General features: G+C 48.6%; 9 protein-coding genes. 6 read left to right on the top strand and 3 right to left on the bottom strand.

Annotation, left to right across the window (positions count from 1 at the left end; translation table 11 throughout):
• Position 1: 1 nt before the first annotated feature.
• A complete protein-coding gene (locus GOW48_RS11930; protein WP_170753928.1) occupies positions 2-1,261 on the bottom strand; it encodes an efflux RND transporter periplasmic adaptor subunit in 1,260 nt (419 codons plus the stop codon).
• A gap of 397 nt (positions 1,262-1,658) precedes the next feature.
• On the opposite strand from GOW48_RS11930, the gene GOW48_RS11935 reads away from it, so the two are divergent.
• The 4 genes from GOW48_RS11935 to ppk2 all read left to right on the top strand — a co-directional run bounded on the left by GOW48_RS11935 (position 1,659) and on the right by ppk2 (position 5,712).
• Positions 1,659-2,924 (top strand): MFS transporter, encoded by a 1,266-nt coding sequence (locus tag GOW48_RS11935; RefSeq protein WP_170753930.1) that lies wholly within the window; start codon positions 1,659-1,661, stop codon positions 2,922-2,924.
• Between the two features lie 159 nt (positions 2,925-3,083).
• On the top strand, positions 3,084-4,235 hold the full coding sequence (locus tag GOW48_RS11940; protein ID WP_170527435.1) for a patatin-like phospholipase family protein: 1,152 nt from the start codon (positions 3,084-3,086) through the stop codon (positions 4,233-4,235).
• A gap of 295 nt (positions 4,236-4,530) precedes the next feature.
• Entirely contained in the window at positions 4,531-4,764 is a 234-nt protein-coding gene (locus GOW48_RS11945; RefSeq protein WP_170527438.1) for a hypothetical protein, read from the top strand.
• A gap of 159 nt (positions 4,765-4,923) precedes the next feature.
• The gene (gene ppk2, locus GOW48_RS11950; protein WP_331251871.1) at positions 4,924-5,712 is read left to right on the top strand and encodes a polyphosphate kinase 2; all 789 of its coding nucleotides are present in this window, start codon (positions 4,924-4,926) and stop codon (positions 5,710-5,712) included.
• 135 nt (positions 5,713-5,847) lie between these two features.
• On the opposite strand, the gene GOW48_RS11955 is transcribed toward ppk2, so the two are convergent.
• The gene (locus tag GOW48_RS11955) at positions 5,848-6,297 is read right to left on the bottom strand and encodes a hypothetical protein (RefSeq protein WP_170753932.1); all 450 of its coding nucleotides are present in this window, start codon (positions 6,295-6,297) and stop codon (positions 5,848-5,850) included.
• Between the two features lie 77 nt (positions 6,298-6,374).
• Between GOW48_RS11955 and gltS the strand changes: the two genes are divergently transcribed.
• Positions 6,375-7,610: a sodium/glutamate symporter gene (gene gltS / locus GOW48_RS11960; protein WP_170753934.1), complete on the top strand. Its 1,236-nt coding sequence runs from the start codon at positions 6,375-6,377 to the stop codon at positions 7,608-7,610.
• Positions 7,611-8,047: 437 nt separating this feature from the next.
• Here the strand turns inward: gltS and GOW48_RS22785 are convergent, their stop codons facing one another.
• Entirely contained in the window at positions 8,048-8,260 is a 213-nt protein-coding gene (locus GOW48_RS22785; protein WP_170753936.1) for an ion channel, read from the bottom strand.
• A 563-nt stretch (positions 8,261-8,823) separates the two neighbouring features.
• On the opposite strand from GOW48_RS22785, the gene GOW48_RS11970 reads away from it, so the two are divergent.
• The gene (locus tag GOW48_RS11970; RefSeq protein ID WP_170753938.1) at positions 8,824-10,083 is read left to right on the top strand and encodes a BamA/TamA family outer membrane protein; all 1,260 of its coding nucleotides are present in this window, start codon (positions 8,824-8,826) and stop codon (positions 10,081-10,083) included.
• The last annotated feature ends 542 nt before the right edge of the window (positions 10,084-10,625 follow it).

The following is a 10,625-nucleotide window of genomic DNA, read 5'->3' on the forward strand; positions in this document are numbered from 1 at the left end:
GCTACTCACCAACTTTTGAAATCGGGCGAACTACCATGTCTTCCTGCAGTTCGCTCAAGCCTGCAGTTACAATCATTTGCCCTTCTTCAAGGCCAGTTTTTACGAACACGAAGTCTTCAGATATTTCTCCCAATTCAACGGGTCGACGCTTGACAGTGCTGTTGGATCCATCCAATAGCCAGACATAAGGGGAACCGTCGGGGCTTGCCGCTAAAGCTGAAAGTGGAACCACAACATGTGTGTCGCTTTGCCCGTCCGCCCTAATAATCACGCGCGCTACCATCCCAGGCAGTACAATCAAGTCTTCAGGCGGGGTTACTGATAGACGACCTCGATAGGTTTGTGTTGCTGCGTCTGCTTGCGTAGTAAACTCGACAAGGTCTGCGTTCATTTCTACGCCCGGCAACGAGTCGAACGTAACCATGCTAACAACATTGTCGAAGCCAATTGACGACATTGCGATTATGTCAGCGCCGGGCAAGTCATAGCTTACATCTACAGTCGATAGATCTTGGATTAAGGCGATGGTTTCACCGGCTTGAACATTACGAAAATTGTCCACGTTGCGCTTGGCAATCGTTCCGTCGAACGGCGCTCGAAGCGTAGCATCGGAAAGATCGTTTTTTGCCGATTGAATTTGTGTTTTAAGGCCACGGATCGCCGCTTCTGCAGCAATTATTTCTTCTGGCCGTCCACCGATACGACCAATTGTAAGCTGCTCTTCTCGTGACACCAGTTCAGCTTCTGCCAGACGAAAGGCAGCTTCACGTTGTTGGTACTGCGCAGTAGGAATTACCCCCCTCTCCAAAAGCTGAGCTGAGCGGATGTAGTCTTCCCGAGCTTGGTCTCTTTGGGCTTGAGCTGCCTCAACCGAGGCTTCTAGAGCTGTAATTTCTTCAGGGCGTGCACCTGACCTCAGCACAATTAAATTCGCCTCGGCCTCTTCGAGTTGGCTGTTAAGCCTTTCTACCTCGACTTCAAAGTCTCGGGTGTCTAGTTGGGCAACAACGTCTTCCTGCATGACACTGCTAGAGGCCCTAATTGGCAGCTCTGTAATTCGTCCACTGACTCTAAAAGAGAGTTCAACTTCCTTCGACGGATAGACAATTGCAGGATAAATCCTTTCAAAATCAGATGAGGCTTTAAGAACAGTGAAGACTTTTGCTGGTCTTATCGTTGTGGGAGCGTCTTGTGCTGCTGCCACGATGGGTAAAGCACCAAGTAAAACAACCGCCAATGCCCCTCGGAAAATCAAATGCATAGTTTTTCACCTGCTTTTAAGATGCTCGCTCGTTGAGCGCACCCAAGGGGCCCATCAAGCTTCGCGAGAAAAGAGATCGCTTGAACCAACTCTGCCCGCACCTGCAGATTTTCACAAATTGGGCCGAGCCAAAATGGCTCGGCGAGAGCTTCAGGGAAGTGGACAGATTTTATTGTTGTATTATAAAGCGTAAGCGAAATATCCGACCAAAAAACTAAATTCGCGAAAGCCTGAAGGTCCACCGTAGTGCCCAGCGATTTTCGATTTCAGTAGAACTCGGTGTTAAGATCTTTAACGAGTAGCGTTGTTTGCTGGAAGATACCGCGCGTCTACCTGAGTAGAAGCGAGAAGTAGGAAAAACTTACCGAGCCTCGGTGCAACTTGGAGCTAGGGTGCATTGGCAATCAGAAACCAAGTTCTCAATCTTCAATCACTCTTCGTTGCAATGGCTGCTGTTCAGCTGGCCACTGCTGGATCTGGTACTTTGGTTCCACTCGCGTTTTCTGAAATTGGGGCGTCTCAAGAAGCCGCTTCGTTTGCGGCGTCCGCATACTCTGCAGGGTTTTTAGTCGGGTGTTTTGTTGTCGCCAGATCGATTGCTGATATTGGCCACATCCGTGCATTTGCTTCTGGCGCAGCTATCACGATAGCGGTGGCCATACTTTTTTCTGTTTCCACCAACACACCATTTCTTGTCTTTTTGCGGTTCCTCTCCGGTTTGGCCACCGCAGGGCTTTTTTCGATCGGTGACACGTGGATCAATGAAACTGCGGAGGAAAAGACCCGGGGAAGAGTTCTCGCAGTCTATGCGATAATAGTCGGCGTAGTCGCCGTGTTCAGTCAGTTTTTAGTTTTTGTAGTGCCCGGGGATATTCGAGAGGTATTCGTCTACGTCGCTTTGTTTTACTGCATTTCGATTGTGGTCATCTCGACTACTCGCTCATCTCCTCCCAATAATGAAACCACGGTACCCATTCGAATACGCGGTTTATTTAAGGACGCCCCAGCCGCAGTCTTGGGCGTATTCGCCATGGGTATGGTGTCTACAACTTTGTTGAGCGTTGTCCCCTATAATGCTGCTCAGCTAGGGGTCGAAATAATCGATGTGGCCCTTATGGTAGCCCTCATTTATCTCGGGCGTGTCCTTTTTCAGTTTCCGCTTGGATGGCTATCCGACAAGATGGACCGTCGGAAAGTAATCTTGATAGCTACGGTAACCGCAACAGTAGTTCTTCTTCTTATGGCGGTTCTGGTCGACGTGGACTACGACCACAGCGTCAATTCATTCGACTACAACTCAATCGGCTTCGTAATCCTTTGCGTTATTCTGATGCTACTAGGTGGAAGTTTGCTCACTCAATATTCTTTGCTTGTGGCGCACGCGTTGGACAGAACGGTTCCTGTCTACGTCTCTTCGGCAGCGGTAACTATGCTATTGGTTTGGACTCTCGGATCGATAAGCGGCCCCTTGATAGCCAACTTAGTTACCACTTTTTTTGGTGACATCGCGCTTTATTGGGTAAATTTTGCGGTCATGTTTTGCTTTGCACTGTATTTGGGGCAAAGGATTTGGTCAGTTGAACCCGTGTCACGAGCCGAGCAGACTTTTCACACTGAAGTCTTGCCAACCAGTACGGAAATGGCTCCTACCGAGAAACGTTAGCGCAATAATAAATTTGTGCTTGTTTGGCATGCTATACTTGAACGCAACCAAAAAGACTGCGACGCTTAATGCGCTCCCAGAGCTGGAACGACGATCAAGAGGTATGGTCCAGAAAAAAGTTGCTGGCCCGTGTGTTAGTTTAACCCAATGGAGCTAGTGGTGGAGAAGACGGGACGCGGGCATCGGAGTAAGCTGATTATTTTGCTACTGCTGCTTCTCCAACTGGGATGCTCAAATATATCTAGGAACCCAGTAAGTGAATTGGATCTAGAGAGTCCACAAGTTCCAGGCATCGAAGGTGCTCGTTATTGGGCCGATGTTGCTCCAGTCAATATCAGTGAACTGCTGGAAACAGCTCAACGTCAAAGGCGAACATCTGGGTTATCTTCAGATTATACACTAACACTATCGGGCGGAGGCGAAGATGGAGCCTTTGCTGCCGGCATTTTGAACGCATGGAGCGAATCCGGCACACGCCCAGAATTTATGGTCGTTACCGGTGTTTCAACCGGTGCTTTGGCCGCGCCGTTCGCCTTCCTGGGGTCTGACTATGACGATGAGCTCAAAGAGCTGTACGGTGGGTTACCACCGTCCCGGATATTCAGAGGACGACTTGTAACTGGTATCCTAAGTGGTTCTTCTGTCAAAAGCTCTGACCCATTAAAACAACTTATACAGTCTTACATAACGGACGATTTTCTAGCGCAAATTGCCAAAGAACATGGTCGCGGACGGCGTCTGTTGGTTCAGACAGTAAGCCTGGATGCACAAAGGCCAGTACTTTGGGATATGGGTGCAATCGCTAACAGCAATTCAGCGAATGCAAAAAAGGTATTCGCCGATGTAATACTCGCCTCTGCGGCAATTCCGGGCGTTTTCCCTCCGGTTTTAATTGATGTTGAGACTGATGAAGGTGTCCGGGATGAACTTCACGTTGATGGTGGTGTATATTCTCAAACCGCCTACGTGCCTGGATGGGATATCCCAAGGAAATATGCTCGCGGTGGCAAGCTGTATGCAATCCGAAACGGCAAAGTTGAGCCAGAACTTAGAGTTATTGAACCGGGGGTCTTCCAAGTGTCTGCACGCTCGCTTTCTACGCTAATCAAGGCGCAAGGCGTAGATGATCTTACGATTGCGTACAAACTAAGTCTGCAGCGAGACGCCGAATACCAAGCCACTTGGATTGGAACTGATTTCGAATATCCTCTAGCTGAGCCGTTTGATCCAGAGTACATGCAAGCGCTATTTGACTATGGTTATCAGCGTTTTAACTCTGCGACCCTTTGGAGCGATCGTCCGCCTCGGTAAGCACGATTACTTTATTGGCGCCAAAGGGATCGTTGCTTCAGTTGGCTTGTCAGGTAAATCATAATCATTAATGTATGCACTTATGTCGATGAGTGAAACTGAGCGCAACCGGTTACGACTTTGGCGCCGCTGGCAAGTCACGTTTGATCATTTTAAGTATCCGCCCCCTATGCAGAGGGTGCATCAAGCACTTGTTATTCATCCTCAACCGTGGACAACTCGCGGTTTGGCTAAATATACTAATTTGCCTCAGACAAGCGTGAGACGGCAGCTGACTTTCCTGGCGAACCCGAACGTGCAACGTGTAGACGATGGGTTTCAAATCACAGAGTTGGGATTGGCTTTGAACTGGACTGTGCATCGCGAACTTACAAAGTTCGTTCGAGGCGGGCACCGATTTAGCCAAGAGCTAATTTCCGCACACAAGCAGTCAACTGGTGCGAATGGTGTGGGCGGGGCCGACTACGAATGGCTTGCTACGCATATCTGGTGGCCAGTAATTGAGGCGCCGGAAATTCTGGACGCGTAGGTTGTTTAATAGTTTGGATTGGCAGCGCCTTAAAGCTTGAACGAGAGGATGTCGGTTGTTCGTAGACTTAAGCGCTTATGTGGTTGCAAAGACTGCAGGAAACGAACTCACAATAACTCTAACTCAATTACCTACAATTGTTTAATGGGGGCAATGGACGTGGCGGCAAAGAAAAAAATCTCTAAGAAGTCCTATGAGACAGAATTGAAGAGATTGCAGGTGGAGCTTTGCCACCTCCAAGGATGGGTGCAACGCACTAAAGCAAGAGTTGTTGTAGTATTCGAAGGGCGCGACGCTGCAGGAAAAGGCGGCGTCATCAAACGTATTACCGAGCGTGTGAGCCCACGAGTTTTTCGGGTCGTTGCGCTTCCTGCACCAAGCGACCGACAAAAGTCCCAAGTCTATGTCCAGAGGTATTTTGAACATCTGCCTGCAGGAGGCGAAATCGTCCTGTTCGACCGAAGTTGGTACAATCGCGCGGGAGTGGAACGGGTCATGGGTTTCTGTACCAACAAAGAATATGAGAACTTTTTGACCGATGCGCCCGGTTTTGAGCGATACCTTGTCAGGGAAGGTATCATACTTTTGAAATATTTTTTTGATGTTACTAGAGAGGTTCAGCAGGAGCGCTTCAAGGACCGCATGATCGATCCTAGAAAACACTGGAAACTAAGCCCGATGGACGTGGAGTCCTGGGCACGTTGGTGGGACTACACAGAAGCATATGAGAGAATGATATCGGAGACAGACAGTGTACATGCGCCTTGGTTCCGCGTTCCCGCAGACAACAAACGCCTAGCAAGGCTGAACTGCATTTCACACTTACTTCAGTCGATCCCGTATAATGAAGAGCCCTTTGTGCTTCCGGAATTGCCCAATCGCCGCGAACACAGGAAAGGTGCTCCGAAGTCCATTTCGTTCAAACATACTGTTCCGCAAAAATACTAAACGGGCTTTGAGTCGGAACACATCCTTTCACACTCCATTGGATTGCCCGTTTTTTATACCGCTTCACGTCCAAAGGATCACCCACCTAATAAGACAGAAAGTTTTGTCACAAGACTTTAGTTGATCGTCGTTTGTTCACTTAAAGCAGTGTTCGAAAAATTCGTCTATCTCACCTGATTGTAAAATTTCGGCTTCTTCTTCACTGTATGAATCCGGTACTTTTCCAGTGGTTCGATAGCGGACGTATTTATGTGCATAAACTAGGATAATTCCCTGCGCTAATTCATAGAATACTCTACTTTCGTTTTCATCTACTTCGACACCTTGTTTCATTATTTCATAAACACAATTTTCGGTGCCTGTTAGGATCGTCTCTTCGCCTAAGAATAAGTAAGAATGTGTCTTTTCATCTGCTGTAACTGGAACACCAGCTACACTGCAAAGGGCGATGCTGATAGCGCTTTTGATCAATTTTTTCACGTTGATAGCCCTTCTATTCTTCATAAATTGGCTTTTTTGTAAGTATCGGCCCAGTCTAGCAGCAGGATCGTTTTGTTGCACCCTTGTTCGATCATGCTCTACCATCGGACCATAATTTCCGGTTGCACCTGTGCAGCTTGTTCAAGACCGCATGGTGGTGCGGCGAAGTTAGGAGTCTGTTCATGGCAGAACCGATCGTGGTGGACAGTTTTATTGCTGTGACTCTTGGCATCGTTGTGTACTTTCTAGGATCAAGGCTCACAGAGCAGTTTGGGTTTTTGCGCAAGTACTCAATCCCCGAGCCGGTTTCAGGTGGCTTACTGGCGGCACTAGTGACACTAGGCGTGGTAACTGTGACTGGGCGAGAAGTAGTTTATGATCTGGCGTCGCGCGACTCTTTGCTGATCTACTTCTTCACCACAATTGGTCTTAATGCGAAGTTCTCAGACCTAGTTAAAGGCGGCCCACTTCTCGGCCTCATGCTTGTTTTGACCATTGGGTATATGTTTATCCAGAATGGAATAGGCATTCTCGGAGCTTCACTATTTGGCTTGCCATCTCAGGCCGGTGTGATGATGGGGACAACGTCTCTCATCGGTGGTCATGGTACAGCCATAGCGTGGGGCCCAGTTGTTGAAGAGCAATACGCTGTAGCGGGGGCGGCGGAGCTTGGCATCGCCGCTGCAACGATCGGATTAATAATGGCAAGTCTAATTGGCGGACCAATCGCCAGCTACTTGATTGCGCGTGACCGGCTCGAACCAAGCGCGAAAGAGAAAACATCGATTTCCAGTTCCAATCAAGACGCTATTGAGGTGATAGCTTCTACTGATCCAACCGGTGGCCCGACGAATCCTGGAATGATGAGAGCTATTCTTTGGACGCATCTAGCAATTGTGATTGGCTTCATTGCAGATGAGTCGCTGGAATTAACCGGAGCAAACCTGCCGCTCTTCGTGCCATGCCTTCTTTCCGGTATTTTACTTGCAAACCTGACGCCGAGAGTTTTTCCGAAGATCAAGACACCAACGGGTACCGCCTCGTTGAAACTATTACAGGACTTCTCGTTAGCAGTGTTTCTTTCAATGTCTCTAATGAGTATGCAGCTTTGGACTTTGGCGGGTTCCGCTGGTGTTTTAGCCGTCACTATGACGCTTCAAGCTGCGGCTGCGGCAGCTTTCATCATATTCGTTGTCTATCGAACGATGGGGCGAAACTATTTTGCTGGCGTGATGTCTGCAGGTTTCGCTGGTTTCGCTCTTGGAGCTACACCAACGGCCATAGCCAACATGACGGCTGTGACGCATAAATATGGCCCGTCTCCGCTTGCCTTCATTGTACTTCCGCTGGTTTCAGCTTTTTTTGTCGATATTGCCAATGCATTTATTATCCAATTGTTCGTCTCGAACTTACCTTAGATTCAGGCTCAATTGAGTTTCATAGCCAGAAGTCGACCCATGCAGCCAAAGCGATAGCGGAGAAGAACGTCGTTGGTTACCAATCGTATCGGCTATCGACACGCCATCAAAAAATCATCTCGATAAGGCTTCGGCGTTACAACGACGCTTGTCGGATTGAGCGGATATTTTGCTTTGCTTTTTTCCTGGGATACAGACGTGTATCCATTTTCTTCTCAATCTGCTGTGTAGGTCGTGCCCGAATTTAGTTCAACTGTAAAGCTACTATCATCATTTGGGCACTTCATGCTGACGCGGACCTATTATTTAGCGGCGTTAGTCGGGCAAGCTACGTTCCAAGAGGGGGTTAACGAGCCCAATCGAAGGTCGCTCAAACACATTTAGCAGCAGAGTTTATCGAGTTGGGAAAACTCCTGCTGGCCCCCAACAGCAATTTACTAGTCTTTCAAGCCGCGCTGCATCCTTCCCACGTGGCGAAAAATGTCGGTGAGCATTGCCGTCATCAAACCAAACATGAAAAAACCGTTTGCACCAGTCATCCCGCCAAGCAACCTCTGGTGCTGTGGGACGACTACATCGCCAATACCCAAGGTCGTATATGCTACCAATGAGTAGTACACCGCCTCTTCCAGCGTGCTGAATACTGACATCTTCAAAAAAAACTGGGGCCCACAACCAAACGCCAAATGTGGTCACGCTCATTATGCAAACCACGACCATGATCAATACTACCACGAATGACATAAATCGGTTGTCCGAATGGCGAAGCCACGGCTCCATTTTTTCAAGTACTTCGTTGAGAACGCCCCACATTATCGCGCCTGTCATAATTGAGAACAGCGTGATAACTGAGCCCAGCAACAATTGACCAATCACGAGACTTTCTCCTTTGCCGTTTCTTGTACCGGTGCCGCCAAGGCAAAAGTTGCTTCGCACAGAGGTCCGCGCGCGGCACATGATTTTAAAGGTCGAAGGCGGTAACCCAAAGATTTCGAGTGCGGCTTATTTTTCCAGAACCAACTTTCTGCGTATCGCGAAGTGGCATTCGTCAGTTTTTGAGTTGTCACACCGAAACATTCTTTTACCGGTAGCGCTTAAAATCATTATCAAAATCTTTCGACCTTTTATATTCTAAAATACGAATGAAAAGGGGGCTTTAGACTTGATTTCTGAGGTGCCAAAGCCACGCGATTGCAGACCGAACGCGGTCGCCATGCAACTTTTGGCCTTGTTTCTTATGTTTAGCGCTTTAACGCCTTCGGTGTTGGCTGAGGAAGTTGAGGACTATTCCGGTCTCAGACTCAGCCTTCCATTTGCCTTTTATAATGAAACATTTGGTCTGAGCGCAGGCTGGGTAGAAGGACGGGTAGGTTACCTGCAACCTCAGGCTAGGATACTTGGCACAATTATTGCTGGTGACACTGGCTCAGCAACAGGTTTTCTTGCTGCGGAAGACTTACAGGTCCCTCGATGGAAGCGCCTCTTTATCGATCCCATATTTTCTCTCGGTTATTACAACGACGCAGACACATATGTAGACGGCAATCCGGATTTCGCAGGGGAGCGAGCTGGAACGAATGACTCGAACAAAGACAACTTTGTCACAGGAAGCGGTTCGGACGTGTTTTCGCGAGTCCGGTTCAAGTATCTTTTGCCGATAGGTCACGGTCGCAATCAAGTTGTTCCTGACTACAGTATACGCGACGGCTTCCTGGTTTCCGGCGCGACAGGTGGATCGTCTCTGAACCCATTTGAAAGTGGGCGAAGCTTTTTTGAGATAAGGCCGTTTCACAGAGCGTTGGTGAGCGACGGAGATGATTTCGACGGCGAGTTACGAACGAATGGTCTTGATTTCGTCTACTTCTGGGATAACCGTGACTTTCCGGTGAACCCCACGAAAGGCGTTGGCCTCAAGCTGCAATACTCAAGGGATTTCGGCTGGTTTGACAGCACAGATTCCTGGACTGTGATGCAGGCTGAATTTGATGCCTATCACGATTTTGGTGAGTCTGCGTGGTTTCGTAGTCGTGTGCTTGCATTCGATTTCTGGACTGCAGACACACCGTCATGGAGTGAAAATGGTGGAGTTATCTCCAATCGTCCTCCTCCTTACACTGGAGCCACGCTTGGAGGTTTGTTTCGTATGCGCGGCTTTCCGGAAGAGAGATTCAATGATCGTTCTGCCATCTACTATTCTGCGGAACTTCGCATGACCCCGTATTGGAACCCATTCAACCAATGGCCCGCCGCCCAAGAATTGCTGGGTGTTGAGTGGGTGCAGGTTGTTCCATTTGGTGAGATGGGCCGCGTCGCAGGCAGTTACGATCTTGGCGAACTGCATTCTGACATGAAATGGAGCGCTGGTATTGGGTTGCGCGCATGGGTTCAAGGCTTTGTAGTCAGAGCAGATACCGCATTTTCCGACGAAGGTGTTAGGCTGCAGATGATGATTGGACAACCATTTCAGTTTTGAAATGAACGCAGTTTCCTTCAGCCCAAAATAACTTTTTCTAAGCTCTGGAAATCTTGGAAACCAATTTGCGAAGTGCTAATTGTGCAGGCAGTGGTATGCCTCACATTAATAGCTTGAGGGCGAGTGTTAAATACAATTGCCAGCCATGCATTCCCGTCTGCCAATCCATCCTCTTGAAAGGAACGACTGTTAAGTCGCTTAATTCCAGCGCCATTCAAGCCAGCTACAAGCTATAGCCGACCCTGCTAATCTGTTGAGTTTTTGGCACTTCAATAGTCGGCATCTGGAAGACGGAACTGTATTTCTTAGGAACCACTTTAGTGGATCAGCTCAGAGGGACATGTTCACAACAAAGAAGGCTTCGAGCAGAACTTTCTTGTCCGGCCCATTGTATCAGTGAAACTTGGTCTCTCCCGCGCTCTCAGAAACCGTTGTTCCTTTTTCTCCACGCACTGCCGCAGGGACATCTGCGAGGGCGCAAATGATCGCGCGACCGCCCGAGGATCGCACAAAGTCTTGTGCAGCCTGGACCTTGGGGCCCA

The sequence above is a fragment of the Ruegeria lacuscaerulensis genome, from assembly GCF_013033355.1.
GTDB lineage: Bacteria > Pseudomonadota > Alphaproteobacteria > Rhodobacterales > Rhodobacteraceae > Ruegeria > Ruegeria lacuscaerulensis_A.